Raw genomic sequence first — 20989 nt, 5'->3', positions numbered from 1 at the left:
GCCGTCTCCGCGGGCAGTCGTGCCGCAGGGCGGCACGGGTGGGCGCGACGGCACCCCGCCGGCGCCGGGCTGCGCGACCTCCCCCCGGGTACACCAGCACCGGTGTGCTGCTCGGCCGGGGGTGGGTGTCTCTCGCCGGAGCTTGCCGGGTGCCGCTGCGCCCACCCGTGCCGCCCCAGCGGCACGACTGCCCGCAGCTGCGGCAGCTGCGGCAGCTGCGGTGCTGCGGTTAGGGTTGCGCGGCACGAGTGCCCGCAGCTGCGGCAGGGCTGCGGCAGCTGCGGCAGCTGCGGCAGCTGCGGCGCTGCGGTTAGGGTTGCGCGGCACGACTGCCCGCAGCTGCGGCAGCTGCAGCAGGCCGGGGCTGGTTAGATTGGCAGGGTGTTTTCTCGTCTCACGCGTTCCCAGAAAGTCGGCGCCCTCGCCGTGCCCGTCGTCGCCCTGCTAGCCACCGCCGGCTTCGCCCCGCTGCCCTTCTCCGTCGCGCAGCCCGGGCTCACCGCAAACGTGCTCGGTGAGAACAAGGGGGAGCAGGTCATCAGCATCTCCGGCGCACCCGTACGGGAGACCACCGGGCAACTGCGGATGACCACCATCGAGGCGACCTCCCCGGACACCCGCGTCGACCTCCCGGACGTGATCGACAGCTGGTTCAGCACCGACCAGGCGGTCATGCCCCGCGACTCGGTCTACCCCAGCGGCGACACCGTAGAGGAGATCGAGCAGTACAACCGGAAGCAGATGAAGGAGTCCCAGGACGAGGCGACCCGGGCCGCGCTGAACCACCTGAACCTCGAGGACGAGGACATCGACGTCACCCTGAGGCTCGCCGACGTCGGCGGCCCCAGCGCCGGCCTGCTGTTCTCCCTCGGCATCGTCGACAAGCTGAACGGCGACGGCAGCGGCGGCGACCTCACCGGCGGCCGGGTCGTCGCCGGTACCGGCACCATCGACGAGGACGGCACCGTCGGCCCCGTCGGCGGCGTGCCCCTGAAGACGCAGGCGGCCAAGCGGGACGGCGCCACCGTCTTCCTGGTGCCGAAGGCCGAGTGCGCCGACGCCAACGCGGAACTCCCCAAGGGACTGCGCCTCATCCCGGTCACCACCCTCGACGGCGCCGTCGACGCCCTCGTCTCCCTGGAGAAGGGCACGGGCAAAGTCCCCACCTGCTAGCCCTCCCTGACGAACCCCTCCTCCACCATCCAGTCCAGCGCCACCTGGTGCGGATCCTCCCCGTCGACGTCCACCTTCGCGTTCAGCGTCTGCGCCACGTTGTTGTCCAGCTTCTCCGTGACCGGCGCGAGGACGTCGGCGATGGCCGGCCACTCCTTGAAGGTGTCGGTGTTGACCGTTGGCGCCGCGTTGTAGTTGGGGAAGAACTTCTTGTCGTCCTCCATGAGCACGAGGTTCATGGACTTGATGCGCCCGTCGGTGGTGAACACCTCGCCGTAGGTGCAGGCGCCCTTGGCCGTCTGGGTGTAGATGATCCCGGTGTCCATCTGCGTGACGTTGCCCGCCGGGATGTCCATGCCGTACGCCTTCTCCATGCCCGGCAGCCCGTCCGCGCGGTTGGCGAACTCGCCCTCCACGCACAGCGTCACCGCACCGGGGTCGGTCCTCGCCAGCTCGGCCACGTCCGAGAGGGTCCGCGTGCGGTACCTCTCGAAGTTCGCCTGGTTCATGGCCAGTGCGTAGGTGTTGTTCAGCTCCGACGGCTCCAGCCAGGTCACTCCGTTCTTCGCGTCCGCCTCCCGCACCGCCAGCCACTGCTCGCGCGGATCGGGGATCGGCTTGCTGTTGCCCTGATACGTGATCCACGCCGTGCCCGTGTACTCGAAGCCGGCGTCCGCCTCACCGTTGACGACGGCCTCCCTGGACCCGACCGAGCCCTGGATGCCGGTCCGATCGATGACCTCCGCGCCCGCCGCCTGGAAGGCGATGCCCATGATCGCCCCGAGGATCAGCTGCTCGGTGAACTCCTTCGAGGTCACGGTGAGTTTCGCGCCCTTCAGGGGCTGGCCCTGTCCGATCGAGCCCGGTGTCACGTCGTCGACCATCGGGGAGCCGCTGGTCAGGCCGCAGCCCGAGGCGACCGCCAGCAGCGCCCCGGCCAGAAAGAGGCGGATACGTCTCATGGCCCCGCCTCCAGCCCCCGCGGCCGTAGCAGCAGTTCCGCCAGGGAAGCCAGCCAGTCCACCAGCAGGGCGAGCGCGACGGTGAGGATCGAGCCCACCACCAGCACCGGCATCCGCTGGCTGGTGATCCCGGTGGTGATCAGTACGCCCAGACCGCCGCCCCCGCCGAAGGTCGCGAGCGTCGCCGTGCCGACGTTCAGGACGAGCGCCGTCCGTACGCCGGCGAGGATCAGGGGGACGGCGAGCGGCAGCTCCACCCGGGTGAGCACCCCCAGCGGGGACATGCCGATGCCGCGGGCCGCCTCCAGCAGGGTCGGGTCGTTGGCCCGCAGGCCGGCGATGGTGTTGGACAGCACCGGCAGCACGGCGTAGGCGATGATGCCGATCAGCGCGGCCTTGCGGCCGATGCCCAGCCAGATCACCAGCAGCGCCAGCAGACCGATCGCCGGGGTCGCCTGCCCCATGTTGGCGAACGCCATCGCGGCCGGGGTGGCCCGGCGGAACATGCGCCGGGTCAGCAGAATGCCCAGCGGGATCGCGATGATCAGCACGAAGAACGTGGAGATCGCGGTGAGCTGGATGTGCTGCCACAGCGCCTTGGACACCTGCCCGTCCGACAGAGCGTTCCGGGTGAGCGCGTCGAGCTCCGCCTGCTCGAACCACAGCCAGGTCGCGAGCAGCACGGCGATCAGCACCACCGGCAGGAAGGTCAGTTTCTGCCAGGTCACGCGGGGGCGCCGCGCGGCCGCCTGCGAGGAAGCCTCCTGCGTCTCGTCGGACCGTCCGCCGCCGTCGTCCTGAAGGACGGGCCCCCGGCCCTCGTGCTCGCCCTCGGGCCGCCGCCCGGAAGACCCGGAAGACCCGGAAGTGGAGCTGCTCACGCCTTCGCCTCCCCGCCGAAGCCCTCCTGATCCGCATGGGTCTGCGGGGCCTGCTGCTCCTGGAGGTCGTGCTGGGCGTCCACCGCCTCCAGCCGGTCGGCCTCCAGCAGCTCGTGCACGGAGTTCATGAGTGTCTCCAGGTCCACGACGCCCTCGTACGCGCCGCGCCGCCCGGTGACCGGGACGCGGCCGGTGTTGTCGACGAGGACGGCCTCCAGCGCGTCCCGCAGGGTCGCGTCCTGGGTCACCGTGTCCTGCACCAGCGTGCCCGCGCGGGCCAGGGTGCCCTTGGCGCGCATCCAGTCGCCACGCCGCAGCCACTTGTAGGGGCGCCCCCGCTTGTCCAGCACCAGCACCTCGCTGATGCCGCCGGAGCGGAGCTTGGCGTCGATCTCCTCGGGCGGGTCGTTGACGCTGACCGTCGGATAGTCGCTGATCCCCACGTCCCGCACCCGGGTGAGGTTGAGCCGCTTCAGGGCCGCCCCGGTGCCCACGAAACCCGCCACGAAGTCGTCGGCGGGGTTGGTGAGGATCGCCTCCGGGGTGTCGAACTGGGCGATGTGGGAGCGTTCGCGCAGCACCGCGATCCGGTCGCCGATCTTGATGGCCTCGTCGAAGTCATGGGTGACGAAGACGATCGTCTTGTGCAGCTCCCGCTGGAGCCGGATCAGCTCGTCCTGGAGGTGGTCCCGGGTGATCGGGTCCACCGCGCCGAACGGCTCGTCCATCAGCAGCACCGGCGGATCCGCCGCCAGCGCCCGTGCCACGCCCACCCGCTGCTGCTGGCCGCCGGAGAGCTGACGCGGATAGCGGTCGTGGAACTCGTCGGGGTCGAGGCCGACCAGGTCCAGCATCTCCTCCACCCGCTCCCACACCTGGGCCGCCGGCCAGCGCAGCATCTTCGGCACCAGCGCGATGTTCTGCGCCACCGTCATGTGCGGGAACAGCCCGCTCGCCTGGATCGCGTACCCGATCTTGCGGCGCAGCCGCACCGGGTCCATGTCGGTGACGTCCTCGCCGCCGATGCGGATACGACCCGACGTCGGCTCGATCAACCGGTTGATCATCTTCAGGAGGGTGGACTTCCCGCAGCCCGAGGGGCCGACGAGGACCACCGTCTCGCCCTCCCGGATGTCCATGGTGACGTTGTCGACGGCCGGCAGGGCGGAGCCCGGGTACCGCTTGGTCAGCCCCTCAAGCTCGATGGTCGCCCCGACCGACGGGGGCTCCGTCCCGGACGTGGCGGGACCGGGCGCGGAATCGGCGGCAGAACTAGGCACGGATCCCCCTGGGAATGGTGAGCCTCCCGATCAGGACGTACGCCGCGTCGAACAGCAGGGCGAGGATGATGATCCCGAGGGTGCCCGCGAGCACCTGGTTCAGCGCGTTCTTGCTGCCCAGCGAGGCGATCCCGCGGAAGATCAGGTTGCCCAGGCCCGGGCCGGAGGCGTACGCGGCGATGGCGGCGATGCCCATCAGCATCTGTGTGGAGACGCGGATCCCGGTCAGGATCGGCGGCCAGGCCAGCGGCAGCTCCACCCGCGCCAGCCGGGCGGGGCGCGACATGCCGATCCCCGTGGCGGCGTCCACCAGCGACGGATCGACCCCGCGCAGGCCCACGATGGCGTTGCGCACGATCGGCAGCAGCCCGTACAGCGTCAGCGCGATCACGGTCGGCGGCACGCCGAGCCCCACGATCGGAATCAGCAGACCGATCATGGCCAGCGCCGGGATGGTCAGCAGGGTGGAGGTCGCGGTCGTGGCGAGGCTGCCCGCCCACCCGCTGCGGTACGTGACGACCCCGATCGCCACACCGAGCACGGTCGCCACCACCATGCACTGGAAGACGACGCTGGCGTGCTGGTAGGCGTCGGTGAGCAGTTGCTGGTGCCGGCTCTCCAGGTACTCCCAGAAGTTCAACGTGCTCACCCCAGCTCGGCCAGGTCGGGTCACTCGCCGAGCGCTGCCTGCTCCACCAGCGGGATGATCCGCAGCGGAACGGGATTCTCCATGACGATCGCCGTGGAAGCCCGGACAATTCCATCAAAACCGACGACGCGGTCGATCACCCGTTGAAGATCGGCGTTCGAGCGTGCCACGAGCCGGCACATCATGTCCCCGGTACCGGTGGTGGTGTGCAGCTCCAGCACCTCCGGCACGGTCGCCAAGTGGGCCCGTACGTCCGATCCTTGACCCTGCCGGATCTGCAGCGTGGCGAACGCCGTGACCGGGTATCCGAGGGCCGCCGGATCCACCTCGGGGCCGAATCCGCGGATGACTCCGTTCGACTGAAGCCGGTCCAGCCGCGCCTGCACGGTTCCGCGTGCCACGCCCAGCCGCCGGGACATCTCCAGCACCCCGATCCGCGGCTCCCGCGCCAGCAGCACGATGATCCGCCCGTCCAGATGATCGATCGCCATACCGTCCTCCCCGATGGTCATCCTGTACAGAAACCGTGCGTCTACGGGCATCCCACTGCACACATTGCCCAGTGAACAGGCGAACTATTGCGCACCTTGCAGGGCTGGCCCACGCTGCACCTATGACGCAGACCACACACCACACTCCCGCAGTGACCACCCGGCAGGCCGACCCCTTCCCGGTCAAGGGAATGGACGCGGTCGTCTTCGCCGTGGGCAACGCCAAGCAGGCGGCGCACTACTACTCCACCGCCTTCGGCATGAAGCTGGTCGCCTACTCCGGACCGGAGAACGGCAGCCGCGAGACCGCGAGCTACGTCCTGGAGAGCGGCTCGGCCCGCTTCGTGTTCACCTCGGTGATCAAGCAGTGCACCGAGTGGGGCGCCTTCCTCGCCGACCACGTGGCCGTGCACGGCGACGGCGTCGTCGACCTCGCCATCGAGGTCCCGGACGCGCGCGCCGCGTACGCCTACGCCATCGAGCACGGCGCCCGCTCCGTCGCCGAGCCGTACGAGCTGAAGGACGAGCACGGCACCGTCGTCCTCGCGGCGATCGCCACCTACGGCAGGACCCGCCACACCCTGGTCGAGCGCAGCGGCTACGACGGTCCCTACCTGCCCGGCTACGTCGCCGCCCAGCCGACCGTCGAGCCGCCGGCCCAGCGCTCCTTCCAGGCGATCGACCACTGCGTCGGCAACGTCGAGCTCGGCCGGATGAACGAGTGGGTCGAGTTCTACAACAAGGTCATGGGCTTCACGAACATGAAGGAGTTCGTGGGCGACGACATCGCCACCGAGTACAGCGCGCTGATGTCGAAGGTCGTCGCCGACGGCACCCTCAAGGTCAAGTTCCCGATCAACGAGCCCGCCATCGCCAAGAAGAAGTCCCAGATCGACGAGTACCTGGAGTTCTACGGCGGCGCCGGCGTCCAGCACATCGCGCTGAACACCAACGACATCGTGCAGACAGTGCGCCAGATGCGGGCGTCCGGCGTCCAGTTCCTGGACACCCCCGACTCGTACTACGACACCCTCGGCGAGTGGGCCGGGGAGACCCGGGTGCCGGTCGAAACCCTGCGCGAGCTGAAGATCCTCGTGGACCGCGACGAGGACGGCTACCTGCTGCAGATCTTCACCAAGCCGGTCCAGGACCGCCCGACGGTCTTCTTCGAACTCATCGAACGCCACGGCTCGATGGGCTTCGGCAAGGGCAACTTCAAGGCCCTCTTCGAGGCCATCGAACGAGAACAGGCCAAACGCGGCAACCTGTAACCCCCAGACGCCCCCGCAGCCGGTCGGGCCTCCCCTCAAAGCCCGGGGGAGGCCCGACGGAAGGCGCACGCCAACCTCGGCATTCCGCTGAGGTGTGGGGTCGACCGGGGTTGTTCGTGGTGGTTGCCGTGAGTACTGCCAGTTCCTCGTCCGACTCGGAGGTGTCGGCTGCGAGGTACATCAGTGCGTCCGCCCGGACGGCTTGCCGGGCCGGAAGCCGGGGTATGGTCTGCTCGGTCACCAGCCGTTGACGGATTCTGAGTCGGTCGCCGCTCAAGGCACACCGCGTATCCGTGGACAGCGCAGGATGCCGGCCGCGGCAAACGGCCGAGTGCATGTCAGTGGGACTCCGGGCCTGCCTGGGCGGAGGGTTCGGGCAGGTGGGTCAGGGCTGCTTTGGCCTGGGGGACGTGCAGGGGGGAGAACCAGGGGTTGATTTGCAGGGCCTCCTTCAGGTGGCGGCGGGCCGGTCCGTACTGGTTCAGGGAGCGTTCGATCATGCCGCGGTGGAAGGCGTACAGGGCACTGCGTACGCCGCCTCCCTGCGTTCCCTCGGTCGCCCGTACGGCGTAGGGGAGGGCCTCCTCGTCGTTGCCCGCCCGGTGCAGCGCCCAGCCCAGCGCGTCCGCCACCTCGGTCGAGGGCTGCCGCATCCACTCCTCACGGAGCCGCCGTACGGCGGCCTTCGCGTCCCCGTGGTCCGCCTCGTAGCGGCCCAGCACCACCTCCTCGTCCGCCCCGTGCGCCGCAGCCGCCCGCACCCGCTCCTGCAGCACCCCGTACTGCACCCGCGCCGCCTCCTTCAGCCCCAGCGACTCGTACAGCTCGCCCAGCTCCAGCACGTACTCCGGCCGCGGATGCCTCGCCAGCGCCGCCCGGTACGCGCTCAGCGCCTCCGTCGTCCGCCCCAGTGACGCCAGCGCCCTGCCCTGCCCGGCCTGGGCCGCCCGCTGGTCGGGGTCGATCCGCACCGCCTCCTGGAAGTGCCGGAGCGCGTCCTCCCGGTCGCCGCGCTCCCAGGCGAGCTGCCCGGCCCGCTCCAGATACGCCGCCCGTTCGGCGGGCTCCCCGGCGGCCGACACCGCGTCCGCGAGCTTCGCCGCCGCGTCCTCCCGCCAGCCCTTGTCCCGGTACACCGCCGCCGCCCGCGCCATCACCGCGGGACCGGAGCGCAGCTCCTTCAGCTTCTCCAGCAGCTTCCCGGCCACCTCGTCCTCGCCGAGCCCGACGGCCGCCTCGATCAGCAGCGGATACGTCGTCCACCGCCCCGGCTCCAGCTTCCGCGCCGCCTCGGCCCACTCGCGCGCCTCGGCGAAGTCCCGCCGCGCGTTCGCCAGCGCGGCCAGCCCGCGCATCGCCGGGGCATTGCCTCTCGGCTGCACCGTCAGCGAGGTGCGCAGCGCCTTCTCGGCCCGCGACCAGTACGCCGGATCCGCCAGCCGCAGCCCCTGCTCCACCCGGGCCGCCCCGAGCACCGCCCAGGCCTGGGCGTCCTGCGGATGCCGTTTCAGATGCCGTTCGCGCTCCTTGGTGAGCGCCGTCAGGTCCGGGAGCGCGGCCGGCACCCCGTTGCTGACCGCCGCCAGCGCCCGTCCCGCCGGAGTCGGCGCGGGTGGCGCTCCCTCCTCCCACGGCAGGAGGACCAGCACCCCGCCCAGCACGGCGCACCCTGCGGTCGAGGCGATCAGCGCGCGGCGCACCCGGCGCCGGGGCTCACGTGGCTTGTCGGTCATGGCGCACACCATGCGTCATGCGCCGCGTTCACATGATGATCACACTCCGGTGTGACGCGGCTGCCCGCGCGGGGTTCACACCGATGGCCCCGGGTGCGACGCTGTGATCATGAGCCGTATCGAAGCGCGACGCGATGAAGACACGGTGGCGGCCGGCCCTCTCGTCGACCGGCTGCTCGGCGGACTGCCCCCCGAGGCCGTCCTCACCGATCCCGACATAACGGCCTCCTATGCCAACGACATGGCGAGCTTCTGCCCGGCCGGCAGCCCCGCGGTGGTGGTCCTGCCGCAGACGGTCGAACAGGTCCAGTACGTCATGCGCACCGCCACCGAGCTCCGCGTCCCCGTCGTCCCGCAAGGCGCCCGATCCGGTCTGTCCGGCGCGGCCAACGCCACCGACGGCTGCATCGTGCTCTCCCTGACGAAGATGGACCGCATCCTGGAGATCAGCCCGGTCGACCGGATCGCCGTCGTCGAACCCGGCGTCATCAACGCCACCCTCTCCCGCGCCGTCGGCGAACACGGCCTCTACTACCCGCCGGACCCCTCCAGTTGGGAGATGTGCACCATCGGCGGCAACATCGGCACCGCCTCCGGCGGGCTGTGCTGCGTGAAGTACGGGGTGACCGCCGAGTACGTCCTCGGGCTCGACGTCGTCCTCGCCGACGGCCGCCTGATGTCCACCGGCCGCCGCACCGCCAAGGGCGTCGCCGGATACGACCTGACCCGGCTGTTCGTCGGATCCGAGGGCTCCCTCGGCATCGTCGTCCGCGCGGTCCTCGCGCTGCGGCCGAAGCCGCCCGAGCAGCTGGTGCTGGCCGCCGAGTTCTCCTCCGGCGCCGCCGCCTGCGACGCCGTGTGCCGCATCATGGCCGGCGGCCACGTCCCCTCACTCCTCGAACTCATGGACCGTACGACGGTCAAGGCCGTCAACGACATGGCCCGCATGGGCCTCCCGGAGACCACCGAGGCGCTGCTGCTTGCGGCGTTCGACACCACCGACCCGGCCGCGGACCTGGCCGCCGTCGGCGCGCTGTGCGAGGCGGCGGGCGCCACCCAGGTCGTCCCGGCCGAGGACGCCGCCGAGTCCGAGATGCTGCTCCAGGCACGGCGGTTGTCCCTGGTCGCGCTGGAGGCGGTCAAGGGCACCACGATGATCGACGACGTGTGCGTGCCCCGCTCGCGGCTCGGCGAGCTCATCGACGGCGTCGAGCGGATCGCCGAGAAGCACCGGCTCACCATCGGTGTCGTCGCGCACGCGGGCGACGGCAACACCCATCCGACGGTCTGCTTCGACGCCACGGACCCGGAGGAGTCGCAGCGGGCCCGGGAGTCCTTCGACGAGATCATGGCGCTCGGTCTGGAGCTCGGCGGCACCATCACCGGCGAGCACGGAGTGGGCGTACTGAAGAAGGAGTGGCTGGCTCGCGAACTCGGACCGGTCGGACTGGAGATGCAGCGGGCCGTCAAGAAGGCCTTCGACCCGCTCGACATTCTGAACCCCGGCAAGCTCTTCTGACCGCGACTGTGCCCGAAAGGGGTGGGGTACGGCCGGAGCGGCGGTCAGGCCCCCGCTCGTCTGATAGATGTGGTCCCCCCCGACCCACCCCTCGAGCAGATACGGGACGACGGATGAGTGCCCCTACCCCGGCCCCCGGTGACGACAGGCCCCGCGAAGGGTACTACCCGGACCCGTCCATTCCCGGATACGTCCGGTACTGGAACGGCGCCTCGTGGGTTCCGGGCACGAGCCGTCCGGCTCCGAAGGACGGGGAGTCGCTGGCCCCGCCGTCCGGCGCGGGACCCGCGCGGCCCTCCGTCGAGGAGACCGGCCCGCACTTCTTCGACGAGGACCCGGTGGACGAGCCGGGCCCGGCCTCCCCGTCGCCGTCCCCGGCCGAGTCCCAGCACGGCAGCCGGCCCGAACCCGCCTCGGCCTGGGGCGCCGACCGCTCCCGCCAGTCGGGCTTCGGCGGCGACCAGGACCGCAAGGTCTCGTGGGGCGCCGACCCGCGGGTGCCGCACACGCCCGCACCGGAGACCGCGGGCGCTTCTGACACGGCCCCGGCCGCCGACGGCACCTTCGTGTTCCGCAGGACTGCGGGCACGGCTGGGCAGGCGGCCGACGCCGGTGGTGAGGACGAGGGCACGATGACCTTCCGCGCCGTCACCCGCACGGGACAGCAGGACGGCTCCGCCGCCGGACGGCCCGGATTCGGCGCGGGCAAGGCCGCCTCCGCCCCGGCCCCGTCCGGCCCCCAGCAGGCCGCCGCCCCGGCCGTGCCCCCGCAGACCCCCGCCCCGGCCCGGCCCACCGCTCCCGCCCCCTCCGCTCCCGCGGCCCCCGCCCCCGCCTCCGGCTCCGCCCCCCTGACGAGCGGCCCCGGCGGTGGCCAGTCCTCCTGGGCGCAGCAGGTGCACCGGCTCGCCGGCGGTGAGGAGCCGCCCGTCGCGCCGTGGAAGCCGCCGGTCGACGACCCGTTCCAGGCCGCCGCCCGCCGCCAGGCCGCGGCCCGCCCCGCCTCGCTCGGCAAGCGGCTGGCCGCGCGGTTGCTGGACACCGTCGTCCTCGGCGCCGTCACCGCCGCGGCCGGTGTACCGCTCGGCATCAAGTCCATGGACCACATCGACGCGAAGATCGAGGCGGCCAGGCTCTCCGGCGAGACCGTCACGGTGTGGCTGCTCGACGGCACCACCTCGGTGCACCTCGGCATCGTCCTCGCCGTCCTCCTCCTCACCGGGGTCCTCTACGAGGTGCTGCCCACCGTCAAGTGGGGCCGCACACTGGGGAAGAAGCTGTTCGGTCTGGACGTACGGGACATCGAGGGGCACGAGGCCCCCGGCTTCGGCGCGGCCCTGCGCCGCTGGCTGGTCTACAGCGTCCCGGGGCTGCTCGTCGTCGGTGTGGTGGGCGTCCTGTGGTGCCTGTTCGACAAGCCCTGGCGTCAGTGCTGGCACGACAAGGCCGCACACACGTTCGTCGCCGGCTGAACCCCGGCAACCCGCACGCCCGGTACTCCGGACGGCCGCTCGCCGGATGCGGTCCCGGAGCGTTCACGGTCGACTCGGGGGCATGACCACCGAACCGCCCCCCGGCTCCGGTCGGCAGCCGCCGGACGACGACCCGTTCAAGAAGCAACCTCCACCAGGCGGCCCCGAAGCCCCGGGGCCGGGCTCCCCGTACGACACCCCCGGCTCGGGCCCGTACGGAGGAGGCGGCGGCCCCTACGGCGGGGGAGGCCCGTACGGAGGGACCCCCGGCGCCTCCGATCCGCTCGCCGGCATGCCCCCGCTCGCGGACAGTGGCAAACGCACGCTCGCCCGCATCATCGACATGATTCTCGTCGGCGCCGTCGTGGTGCTGCTCACGCTGCCGTTCGGGGTCGCCGAGTACAACGTCGACGGAGACGAGGTCAACGTCGGCAACGGCTTCGCGCAGTCCATCATCGCCGCCGTGCTCTACATCGCCTACGACACCTTCATGATCGCCCGCTCCGGCCAGACCCTCGGCAAGAAGTGGCTGCACATGCGGGTGGCCGACCTCGCCGACGGCTCGAACCCCTCCGTGCAGACCGCGCTGACCCGCGCGGCCGTGCTGTGGCTGCCGTTCGCGTTCTGCTGCGCCTGCGTCTGGACCGCGATCGCGGGCGGCTGGAGCTTCTTCGACCGGCCCTACAAACAGGGCCTGCACGACAAGGCGGCCCGAACCGTGGTGGTCAGCACCGGATGAGGCAGGTGAGGCAGGAGGCGAACAGCTGTCAGGACGCGGCCCGTTCGCGCACCGGCTCCCGTACCTTCTCCCGCAGCGGGGAGGGGACCGTCGCCCGTACCGGCTCCGGCGCCGCCGCGGGCCTCTCCACCGCGACGGGCCGCCGCCGGGGCGCGAGGCGCGGAGCCGTTATGGCCGCCAGAAGTCCGAAGGCGAGTGCCGAGACGGCGATCACCGCGATGGCCAGGGGCGAAGTGGCCCCGGACAACAGCAGCATGGCGAACGTCGCGAACACCACGGCGCACGAACCGTAAGCGAGCTGAGCGACAGTAGGACGGGGCATGGCCATCGTGTCCTCGGAAGTCGGGGGCTGTCGGCCTGGCTTTCCACCGGTTCAAGGGCTTTCCGCCAACCGACTCTAACGGCGAGCGTGCCCGAGGGGAACGGACAGTAAGCGTGACCTTACCGACAGGCCCGGTGCACAGGGGGCGCACGGAGTCATGGCGTCCACCAAGTGGACGGTTTGCGCGCGCCCGCCAGCGTTTAGCACGGATCTGTCCGGAAAGCGAACCACGGCTCCGCATAGTGCAGTTGAACTGTCCAAGTCAAGGTCTGTTTTTTCTGGCGAACCTCTAGTCAAATGTCGTCACTTGACTACACGCGTTGATCACGTGCGCGCTGGACCTTCCACTAGGGGAACCTCCTTCGTCCGCGCGTACGCACGCGGGAGGGGATCTCAAGTGACCAGTAGACCCTGGACGTTCAGAGCAGCCGCGACAGGCGTTGCGCTCGCGGCGGTTACCGCCACCTGCTCTGCGTTCACTGTGGCCCAGGCCGACACGGCCGACAAGGCCGAGCGCCCCGGCGCCGTGGAACGGCACGACCCGGCCGAGCGCAACCACGTCGAGCACGACCTCGAGGGCCCGCTCTCCAAGACGCAGGAGGCCCAGCGCGAGGAAGCCCTCAACCAGGTCATATCCGGTAGGACGAAGGTCAAGAACCGCGACGGTTCGAAGGTCGTCCAGCTGAAGAGCAAGAAGGGCGACGCCAAGTACGTCGAGCTCGGCCGCGAGAAGACCGACAAGATCTTCACGATCCTGGTCGAGTTCGGCGACAAGATAGACAGCCGCTACGGCGGCACCCCCGGCCCGTTGCACAACCAGATCGCCAAGCCGGACCGCAAGGTGGACAACTCCACGGCCTGGCAGGAGGACTACGACCAGCAGCACTTCGAGGACCTGTACTTCGGGTCCGGCGAGGGCGTCGACTCGGTCAAGACCTACTACGAGAAGCAGTCCTCCGGCCGCTACTCCGTCGAGGGTGAGGTCTCCGACTGGGTCAAGGTCCCCTACAACGAGGCCCGTTACGGCAACAATGCCTGCGGCGACAGCAACTGCCCCAGCGTGTGGAACGTCGTCAGCGACGGTCTGAACGCCTACGTCGCCCAGCAGAAGGCGGCCGGCCGCACCGACGCCCAGATCAAGGCGGACGTCGCCCGCTTCGACGAGTGGGACCGCTACGACTTCGACGGCGACGGCGACTTCAACGAGCCCGACGGCTACATCGACCACTTCCAGATCGTGCACGCCGGTGAGGACGAGTCCGCGGGCGGCGGCGCCCAGGGCGAGGACGCGATCTGGGCCCACCGCTGGTACGCCTTCGGCACCGACGCCGGCGCCACCGGTCCCGAGCAGAACAAGCTCGGCGGCACGCAGATCGGCTCCACCGGCATCTGGGTCGGCGACTACACGATCCAGCCGGAGAACGGCGGACTCGGCGTCTTCGCCCACGAGTACGGCCACGACCTCGGTCTGCCGGACCTCTACGACACCGCCGGCGGCGAGAACTCCACCGGCTTCTGGACGCTGATGTCCTCCGGTTCCTGGCTCGGCACCGGGAAGAAGGAGATCGGCAACCTGCCCGGCGACATGACCGCCTGGGACAAGCTCCAGCTCGGCTGGCTCAACTACGACACGGCCAAGGCCGGCGTCAACTCCTGGCACAAGCTGGGTGTCGCCGAGTACAACACCAAGCACAAGCAGGCGCTGGTCGTCGAGCTGCCCAAGAAGGCCGTCACCACCGAGATCATCGAGCCGGCCGAGGGCGAGACCCAGTGGTGGAGCGGCAGCGGTGACGACCTCCGGAACACGCTCACGCGTTCGGTCGACCTGACCGGCAAGTCGTCCGCCGAGCTCACCTTCGACGGCTGGTACGACATCGAGGCCAACTACGACTACCTCTACACCGAGGTGTCCACCGACGGCGGCGCCAACTGGACCGCTGTCGACGGTACGGTCGACGGCCAGCCGATCCCGCGCGACGGCAGCGACAAGCCGGCCCTGCACGGCACGCTCGACGGCTACAAGAAGTTCGCGTACTCCCTCGACGCGTACGCTGGCCAGAAGGTCGACCTGCGCTTCCGCTACCAGACCGACGGCGGCGTGGCCCTGAAGGGCTTCACGGCCGACGCCATCACGGTGACGGCGGACGGTGCCCCGGTCTTCTCGGACAACGCCGAGACCGCGGACGACGCCTGGACGGCGAACGGCTTCACCCGCCAGGGCGCGTCCTTCACCAAGGACTACGCGCAGTACTACATCGCCGAGAACCGCCAGTACGTGTCGTACGACAAGACCCTCCAGGTCGGCCCGTACAACTTCGGCTTCACGTCCCGCCCGGACTGGGTCGAGCACTACGCGTACCAGAACGGTCTGCTGATCTGGAAGTGGGACACCTCCCAGGCGGACAACAACACCAGCCAGCACCCGGGCACGGGTCTGATCCTGCCGATCGACTCGCACCCGACCGCCCTGAAGTGGGCCGACGGCACGGTGATGCGCAACCGCATCCAGACCTATGACGCGACGTTCAGCACGTTCCGCACCGAGGGCATCACCCTCCACAAGGCGGACGTGGCCAAGTGGGTCCCGTCGTCGAAGGGTGTGTCGGTCTTCAACGACCGCACCCACACCTACTACGACGAGCAGAACCCGGGCGGCAGCGTCAAGATCACTGACACCAACACGAAGATCAAGATCCTGAAGGAGGCCCGGGACGGCTCGACGATCGAGCTCGAGGTCCGTCCTGCCGGCAGGTAAATAGCATCTTCCCAGGTCAGAGCGTGATCGGCGGTGACCCCCTGGCGGGTCACCGCCGATCCGTGTTTAGGTGCCTCCTGTGACTCTCTTATTGACACCGGCTGACACGGGGGTATGAGCGCATGGCCGCAGGAGGTTTCTGCAAGCTGCCGAACGGCACGGTGGTGGTGGCACTGAACCTGCCCAGCCCCGCCGCCGACGCACCCGCCGGCGTCCGTGTCCTCGTCCACGCCCGGAACCGCGCACGGGCCCTGACCAGGCTCCGCAATCTGGGCCTGCGAGCGATCTACCTCCGGGGCAACACGGCCCCGCCCACGCCGGACGAGATCACCGCCGTCCTCCACCACCCCGACGGCCTCATATGGCGCACCACCCCCGACCCCACCGTGCTGACGGTGGAACTCTGGCACCCCATAAAAGCCCTGCTCAGGCGCCCCGCGGCCTAGCTGCGACCCTCTGTAGAGGTGACCGGGCGGGGTTTCAGCTCGCGGCGCTTTGCGGTGCCGCTGCGCCCACCCGTGCCGCCCCAGCGGCACGACTGCCCGCAGCGGGGGTGTGCTCAGTGCACGATCGGTTTCCCGGTCAGCTCCACCCCGGCCGCCCCAGCGGCACGACTGTCCGCAGTGGCGGGGTGCTCAGTGCACGATCGGTTTCCCGGTCAGCTCCACCCCGGCCGCCCCAGCGGCACGACTGTCCGCAGTGGCGGTGTGCTCAGTGCACGACCGGCTTGCCGGTCAGCTCCACCCCGGCCGCCCGCATCTCCTCCAGGGCCTTCTCCGTGGACTCCCGGGCCACGCCCGCCGTCAGATCCAGCAGCACCCGCGTACGGAAGCCCTCCTTCACCGCATCCAGCGCGGTGGCCCGCACACAGTGGTCGGTGGCGATCCCCACTATGTCCACGTCCGTCACCCCGCGCTCGCGCAGCCACTCCGCCAGCGGCGTCCCGTTCTCGTCCACCCCCTCGAACCCGCTGTACGCGGCTGCGTACGCCCCCTTGTCGAACACGGCGTCGACCGCGCCGGACGTCACCGCGGGCGCGAAGTTCGGGTGGAACCCGACCCCCTCCGTCCCCGCGACACAGTGCGCGGGCCAGGACCGTACGAAGTCGGGGTTGTCGGCGAAGTGCCCCCCGGGCGCGATGTGGTGATCACGGGTGGCCACCACGTGCTGGTAGCCGCCGGACGAGGCGGCCTGGCCGATCAGCTCGGTGATGGCGGCAGCCACATCCGCACCGCCGGTCACGGCGAGGCTGCCGCCCTCGCAGAAGTCGTTCTGCACATCGACGACGATCAGTGCGCGGCGCATGGTCGGTGTCCTTCGGCTATGGGTCGGACGGTGGCAGGCCCGGCCGGGTCAACCTCCGAGCCTATTGAATGAAGGGCGACACGGACAGGGGCACGCAGAACCGCGCCCCGCAGGACCGCGCCCGCAGCTTGCCGTCAGCCAACCGACGGCCCTTGTACATACTCCGTCGGAAGAACGGGTTCCCCCCGGGAGAGCTGTGTCGCGGACAGCGGCAGACCCGCACGCGCCGCCGCGTGCCGGTCGCGGACCACGTCGAGCGGCTCGCGGACGAGCGCCTCGCCGCCCTGGACCAGCGGCACCAGCAGCTGCCGTTCGGCCAGCTCCGCCGGTACCTCACCGGTGCCGACCACCTCCGCCTCGGCGACGCCGTACTCGTCCAGCCGCCGCGCGGCCCACTTGCGTCCGCCGATGGAGGTCTTGCCGCCGATGGACTTCTTCGCCACCGGCACCAGCGGTGCCGCGGGGTCGGCGGACACGGCGCGGGCGACCAGCTTGTAGACCATGGAAGCCGTCGGATGTCCCGAGCCGGTCACCAGCTGCGTGCCCACCCCGTAGGCGTCCACGGGCGCGGCGGCCAGCGAGGCGATGGCGTACTCGTCCAGGTCCGAGGTCACGATGATCTTCGTGTCGGTGGCGCCCAGCTCGTCCAGCTGCTGCCGCACCCGGTGCGCCACCACCAGCAGGTCACCGGAGTCGATCCGTACGGCGCCCAGATCCGGCCCGGCGATGCTGACGGCCGTGCGGACGGCCTCGGCCACGTCGTAGGTGTCCACCAGGAGCGTCGTACCGTCGCCGAGGGAGTCGACCTGGGCCTGGAACGCGTCCCGCTCGCTGTCGTGCAGCAGGGTGAAGGCGTGGGCGGAGGTGCCCACGGTCGGGATGTCGTAGCGGAAGCCGGCGGCGAGGTCGGAGGTGGAGGAGAAGCCGCCGATGTAGGCGGCCCGGGCGGCGGCCACCGCGGCCAGCTCGTGGGTGCGCCGGGCGCCCATCTCGATCAGCGGCCGCCCGCGGGCGGCGGACGCCATCCGGGACGCGGCGGCGGCGATCGCCGAGTCATGGTTGAGGATCGACAGGATCACCGTCTCGAGCAGCACGCACTCCGCGAAGCTGCCCTCGACCCGCAGGATCGGCGAGCCCGGGAAGTACACCTCGCCCTCGGGGTAGCCCCAGATGTCCCCCGAGAAGCGGTAGCCGGCCAGCCACTCCAGGGTCGCCCCGTCGACGATGTCCTTCTCTCGCAGGAAGGCGAGGACGTCCGGGTCGAACCGGAAGTTCTCGACCGCGTCCAGCACCCGCCCGGTGCCGGCCACCACGCCATAGCGGCGGCCGTTCGGCAGCCGCCGGGTGAAGACCTCGAACACGCTGCGCCGGCCGGCCGTGCCGGCCTTCAGCGCGGCCTGCAGCATCGTCAGCTCGTACTGGTCGGTGAAGAGCGCCGTCGAGGGAACGCCCACGCGTCGTCCACGCCCAAGGTCCGCTGTGTTCATGCAGGGATGCTACCCCCATCTCGTCAGTTTGACGATTTGAGTCGGGACACCGGAACAGCGGGCCGGTTTGTGCGACCACCCCCCTACGGTGGCAGCATGGGCTGTGTGACGTCACCCGCACCCCTGGAGATCGAACGCACCGAGTCGGCCGAGGAGGTCTCCGCCGTACCGGAGCCCGACGTCCCGTGGGTCACCATCGTCCACAACGACCCGGTCAACCTCATGAGCTACGTGACGTACGTCTTCCAGTCGTACTTCGGCTACTCCAAGGACAAGGCGACCAAGCTCATGCTCGACGTCCATCACAAGGGCCGGGCGGTCGTCTCCAGCGGAACGCGGGAGGAGATGGAACGCGACGTCCAGGCCATGCACGGCTACGGACTGTGGGCCACCCTCCAGCACGACCGGAAGTGACCGAGCCGGACATGACCCGACCCCGCCCGCAGGACCGGAAGTAGCGATCGCCTCCATGCCAGGAACCTTCGAACCGCTCCCCGGCGGCGGCGCGGCCGTCGCCCTCGACGACGTAGAGATCTCCATCATCCGGTCCCTGGCCGTGCAGCTGATGGAGCTCATCGGTCCCGGACCGGCGGAGGAGGCCTCCGGCGACCCGCTCGCCGAGCTCTTCACCGAGGGGCCGAGCGAACCGCCCTCCGACCCCGTGCTGCGCCGACTCTTCCCCGACGCCTACAGCGACCCCGAGGCGACCCCGCAGGGCAAGGAGGCGGAGGAGCAGCGGGCGTACTCCGCCGAGTTCCGCCGCTACACCGAGAACGACCTGCGGGCCGCCAAGCGCGACAACGCCCTCACGGTGATCCGCTCGCTGGACGCGCTCGCCTCGGAGGGCGAGGGCGGCGCGGTGCTGAAGCTGTCGCCGGACGAGTCCCAGAAGTGGCTGGGCGCGCTGAACGACCTGCGACTGGCGATCGGCTCCCGGCTGGAGATCAACGACGAGGACGACAGCGACCTCCTTTTCCACCTCCCCGACGAGGACCCGCGCAAGCCGATGGTGATGGCGTACCTGTGGCTCGGCGGCCTCCAGGAGACGCTCGTCTCGACGCTGATGCCATGACGTGCACGCGCTGACTCCCATGCCGTGAGTCAGCGCCGAATGTCCGGAAAAGTCTGCTGATGCGTTCGCTCAGAGGACGCTCAAGTCCGGATAGCGATCGCGTCAAAGACCTCGCCTTCTATGGGCCCTCCAGGTGCCTTTTGTCCGCTTCTTCCTGTGAGGCGCGCCACAGAGGCTCCCTGTGATCAGTAGGGCGGCCGTGGTACATCTTCACGACCGCCTGGCCAACGCCACCCGAACGTTCGGCCGGGTGCGCCACCGAGCCGGTCACCGCCGGCCAGGCACGAGCGGACCCCCGAGGTCCGCCCAGCTCCATCAGTCCGGGGGGATCGCGACCCGATCCGGAGCCGACAGCGGCCCGGATCGGCATGGAGAAAGGCGCACCACCATGGCCTCACCGCAGGTCGACACGGAGTCCGTACCCGAGGAGGGGTACGAGCGCGGCCTCAACAGCCGCCAGGTCCAGATGATCGCGATCGGCGGCGCCATCGGCGTCGGGCTCTTCCTGGGAGCCGGGGCGAACATCGCCAAGGCCGGTCCGAGCCTGATCGTCATGTACGCCCTCGCCGGCGTGATCATCTTCTTCATCATGAGGGCCCTCGGCGAGCTCCTGCTCTACCGTCCCGTCTCGGGCTCGTTCGCGGAGTACTCGCGCGAGTTCCTCGGTCCCTTCTTCGGCTACTTCACCGGCTGGACGTACTGGCTGATGTGGGTGGTCACCGGCATGGCGGAGCTGACCGCCGCGGCCATCTACATCAACTACTGGTTCCCGGCCATCCCGCAGTGGACGTCGGCGCTGGTCTTCCTGATCATCCTGTTCGCGGCCAACCTGATCTCGGTGAAGCTGTTCGGCGAGATCGAGTTCTGGTTCTCGATGGTCAAGGTCACCGCCATCATCGGCATGATCGTGATCGGCCTCGGTGTGCTCACCCTCGGGTTCAGCCAGGCCGGTGACACCGCCGCCGTCTCCAACCTCTGGGCCTTCGACGGCTTCTTCCCCAAGGGCATCGGCTCGTCCCTGATGACCCTGCAGGGCGTCATGTTCGCCTACCTCGCCGTCGAACTCGTCGGCGTCACCGCCGGAGAGTCCGAGAACCCCGAGAAGACCCTCCCCAAGGCGATCAACACCCTGCCCTGGCGCATCGCGCTGTTCTACGTCGGCGCGCTCACCGTCATCCTGTGCGTGGTCAAGTGGACCGAGTTCTCCGCCGACGCCAGCCCCTTCGTGAAGGCGTTCGCGGTCATCGGCATCCCGGCCGGCGCCGGCATCGTCAACTTCGTGGTGCTCACGGCGGCCCTGTCGTCCTGCAACTCCGGCATGTACTCCACCGGCCGCATGCTGCGCAACCTCGCCGGCAACGGTGAGGCCCCGCAGGTCTTCCAGCGGCTGTCCTCGCGCAAGACCCCGGCCCTTGGCATCGCCACCTCGGTGTTCTTCATGGGCATCGGCGTCGTCCTGAACTACGTCGTCCCGGAGAAGGCCTTCGGCTACGTCACCTCGATCGCCACCGCCGCCGGCATCTGGACGTGGCTGATGATCCTCGTCAGCCACGTCCTCTACCGCCGCCGGGTCGTCGCGGGCCGTCTGCCCGCCTCCTCCTTCCCGGCGCCCGGCGGCTCGGTCTGCTCCTACGTCGCCATCGCGTTCCTGCTGTTCGTCACCGGCATGATCGCGCTCGACGCGGACGCCCGGGTCTGCCTGTACGTGATGGCCGGCTGGGCCGTCGCCCTCGGCATCGGCTGGTCGGTCCTGAAGAGCCGCAACCCGCAGGTCACCCAGCGCGACGAGAGCCGGTACCAGAAGGTGGGCTGACCTCCACCCGGGACGCCGGGCGCGGGGAGTACGCGTGGCACCCCCCTGCGGCCATCCGCTCAAGG

Annotated in this window: 19 protein-coding genes; 10 read left to right on the top strand and 9 right to left on the bottom strand. The window is 70.2% G+C overall.

The window, feature by feature from the left end:
• Positions 1 to 381: 381 nt before the first annotated feature.
• Positions 382 to 1173: a S16 family serine protease gene (locus AB0L56_RS30620; protein WP_365429165.1), complete on the top strand. Its 792-nt coding sequence runs from the start codon at positions 382 to 384 to the stop codon at positions 1171 to 1173.
• Here AB0L56_RS30620 and AB0L56_RS30615 read toward each other — a convergent pair.
• From AB0L56_RS30615 to AB0L56_RS30595, 5 genes are all read right to left on the bottom strand, one after another.
• Positions 1170 to 2135, bottom strand: coding sequence for a glycine betaine ABC transporter substrate-binding protein (locus AB0L56_RS30615; RefSeq protein WP_365429162.1), 966 nt, complete (start codon positions 2133 to 2135; stop codon positions 1170 to 1172). The genes AB0L56_RS30620 and AB0L56_RS30615 overlap by 4 nt on opposite strands.
• The gene (locus AB0L56_RS30610) at positions 2132 to 3016 is read right to left on the bottom strand and encodes an ABC transporter permease (protein ID WP_365429159.1); all 885 of its coding nucleotides are present in this window, start codon (positions 3014 to 3016) and stop codon (positions 2132 to 2134) included. The genes AB0L56_RS30615 and AB0L56_RS30610 overlap by 4 nt, the downstream gene beginning before the upstream one ends.
• Positions 3013 to 4221 (bottom strand): betaine/proline/choline family ABC transporter ATP-binding protein, encoded by a 1209-nt coding sequence (locus AB0L56_RS30605; RefSeq protein WP_365429174.1) that lies wholly within the window; start codon positions 4219 to 4221, stop codon positions 3013 to 3015. Before AB0L56_RS30605 ends, AB0L56_RS30610 begins: the two co-directional genes overlap by 4 nt.
• Positions 4222 to 4288: 67 nt before the next feature.
• Positions 4289 to 4936, bottom strand: coding sequence for an ABC transporter permease (locus tag AB0L56_RS30600; protein ID WP_365429171.1), 648 nt, complete (start codon positions 4934 to 4936; stop codon positions 4289 to 4291).
• A gap of 29 nt (positions 4937 to 4965) precedes the next feature.
• Positions 4966 to 5436 (bottom strand): Lrp/AsnC family transcriptional regulator, encoded by a 471-nt coding sequence (locus AB0L56_RS30595; RefSeq protein WP_365429156.1) that lies wholly within the window; start codon positions 5434 to 5436, stop codon positions 4966 to 4968.
• A 122-nt stretch (positions 5437 to 5558) separates the two neighbouring features.
• Here AB0L56_RS30595 and hppD point away from each other — a divergent pair, with 122 nt between their 5' ends.
• Entirely contained in the window at positions 5559 to 6707 is a 1149-nt protein-coding gene (gene hppD, locus AB0L56_RS30590; RefSeq protein ID WP_365429153.1) for a 4-hydroxyphenylpyruvate dioxygenase, read from the top strand.
• Positions 6708 to 7045: 338 nt separating this feature from the next.
• Here hppD and AB0L56_RS30585 read toward each other — a convergent pair whose 3' ends face one another.
• Positions 7046 to 8440, bottom strand: a complete 1395-nt coding sequence (locus AB0L56_RS30585; protein WP_365429150.1) for a tetratricopeptide repeat protein — start codon at positions 8438 to 8440, stop codon at positions 7046 to 7048.
• Positions 8441 to 8543: 103 nt separating this feature from the next.
• On the opposite strand from AB0L56_RS30585, the gene AB0L56_RS30580 reads away from it, so the two are divergent.
• From AB0L56_RS30580 to AB0L56_RS30570, 3 genes are all read left to right on the top strand, one after another.
• Positions 8544 to 9959, top strand: a complete 1416-nt coding sequence (locus AB0L56_RS30580) for an FAD-linked oxidase C-terminal domain-containing protein (RefSeq protein ID WP_365429147.1) — start codon at positions 8544 to 8546, stop codon at positions 9957 to 9959.
• Between the two features lie 113 nt (positions 9960 to 10072).
• Positions 10073 to 11431 (top strand): RDD family protein, encoded by a 1359-nt coding sequence (locus AB0L56_RS30575; protein WP_365429144.1) that lies wholly within the window; start codon positions 10073 to 10075, stop codon positions 11429 to 11431.
• Between the two features lie 82 nt (positions 11432 to 11513).
• Positions 11514 to 12170, top strand: a complete 657-nt coding sequence (locus AB0L56_RS30570; protein ID WP_361030673.1) for an RDD family protein — start codon at positions 11514 to 11516, stop codon at positions 12168 to 12170.
• A 28-nt stretch (positions 12171 to 12198) separates the two neighbouring features.
• Here the strand turns inward: AB0L56_RS30570 and AB0L56_RS30565 are convergent, their stop codons facing one another.
• A complete protein-coding gene (locus tag AB0L56_RS30565) occupies positions 12199 to 12492 on the bottom strand; it encodes a hypothetical protein (protein ID WP_361030670.1) in 294 nt (97 codons plus the stop codon).
• Between the two features lie 397 nt (positions 12493 to 12889).
• Between AB0L56_RS30565 and AB0L56_RS30560 the strand changes: the two genes are divergently transcribed.
• Both AB0L56_RS30560 and AB0L56_RS30555 read left to right on the top strand, forming a co-directional pair.
• Complete coding sequence (locus tag AB0L56_RS30560; protein WP_365429141.1) at positions 12890 to 15247, top strand: immune inhibitor A domain-containing protein; 2358 nt, start codon at positions 12890 to 12892, stop codon at positions 15245 to 15247.
• Positions 15248 to 15369: 122 nt separating this feature from the next.
• Positions 15370 to 15693, top strand: a complete 324-nt coding sequence (locus AB0L56_RS30555) for a hypothetical protein (protein WP_365429138.1) — start codon at positions 15370 to 15372, stop codon at positions 15691 to 15693.
• Positions 15694 to 15958: 265 nt separating this feature from the next.
• On the opposite strand, the gene AB0L56_RS30550 is transcribed toward AB0L56_RS30555, so the two are convergent.
• Together AB0L56_RS30550 and AB0L56_RS30545 are read right to left on the bottom strand one after the other, a co-directional pair.
• Complete coding sequence (locus AB0L56_RS30550; protein ID WP_365429135.1) at positions 15959 to 16552, bottom strand: nicotinamidase; 594 nt, start codon at positions 16550 to 16552, stop codon at positions 15959 to 15961.
• A gap of 134 nt (positions 16553 to 16686) precedes the next feature.
• Positions 16687 to 18039, bottom strand: coding sequence for a nicotinate phosphoribosyltransferase (locus tag AB0L56_RS30545; RefSeq protein WP_365429132.1), 1353 nt, complete (start codon positions 18037 to 18039; stop codon positions 16687 to 16689).
• A gap of 96 nt (positions 18040 to 18135) precedes the next feature.
• Here AB0L56_RS30545 and clpS point away from each other — a divergent pair, with 96 nt between their 5' ends.
• From clpS to AB0L56_RS30530, 3 genes are all read left to right on the top strand, one after another.
• Positions 18136 to 18453, top strand: a complete 318-nt coding sequence (clpS, locus tag AB0L56_RS30540) for an ATP-dependent Clp protease adapter ClpS (RefSeq protein WP_361030657.1) — start codon at positions 18136 to 18138, stop codon at positions 18451 to 18453.
• Between the two features lie 55 nt (positions 18454 to 18508).
• On the top strand, positions 18509 to 19111 hold the full coding sequence (locus tag AB0L56_RS30535; protein WP_365429129.1) for a DUF2017 domain-containing protein: 603 nt from the start codon (positions 18509 to 18511) through the stop codon (positions 19109 to 19111).
• Between the two features lie 388 nt (positions 19112 to 19499).
• Positions 19500 to 20924 carry an amino acid permease gene (locus AB0L56_RS30530; RefSeq protein ID WP_365429126.1) on the top strand — a complete coding sequence of 475 codons (1425 nt, stop codon included), beginning with the start codon at positions 19500 to 19502 and terminating at the stop codon, positions 20922 to 20924.
• The last annotated feature ends 65 nt before the right edge of the window (positions 20925 to 20989 follow it).

Source organism: Streptomyces sp. NPDC052079 (genome assembly GCF_040680275.1).
Taxonomy (GTDB): Bacteria; Actinomycetota; Actinomycetes; order Streptomycetales; family Streptomycetaceae; genus Streptomyces.
The sequence above is the reverse complement of the archived record's forward strand: the minus strand, read 5'-3'. Positions and strand labels throughout refer to the sequence as shown.